The following is a 378-nucleotide window of genomic DNA, read 5'->3' as shown; positions in this document are numbered from 1 at the left end:
TTGGTCTTTCGGCGGGGAGGTTTTTCACCCCCCTTATCGTTACTCATGTCAGCATTCGCACTTCTGATACCTCCAGCGTGGGTTACCCCTTCACCTTCAACGGCTTACAGAACGCTCCTCTACCGCGTCAACGCATCCCTCATACGACTTACTCTCGCACTACATCAAATCGCTCGACTCAACGTCTTGTGTGCTTGGGCGTCATTCACTTCGTGAATCACGCCAGCAAATCGCATCAGGTGATGCGCTGACACCCATAGCTTCGGTGTATTGCTTAGCCCCGTTATATCTTCCGCGCAGGCCGACTCGACTAGTGAGCTATTACGCTTTCTTTAAATGATGGCTGCTTCTAAGCCAACATCCTAGCTGTCTAAGCCT

General features: G+C 51.3%; 1 rRNA gene. It reads right to left on the bottom strand.

Features of this window, described 5'->3' with window-relative positions:
• Positions 1–378: ribosomal RNA gene (locus tag LZP69_RS15945) — 23S ribosomal RNA — on the bottom strand; the annotation flags it as partial.

Origin of the sequence: Shewanella sp. AS1 (genome assembly GCF_021412565.1) — a bacterium.
Lineage (GTDB): Bacteria > Pseudomonadota > Gammaproteobacteria > Enterobacterales > Shewanellaceae > Shewanella.
Note: the sequence above shows the minus strand (reverse complement) of the source record. Positions and strands in the feature narration are given on the sequence as shown.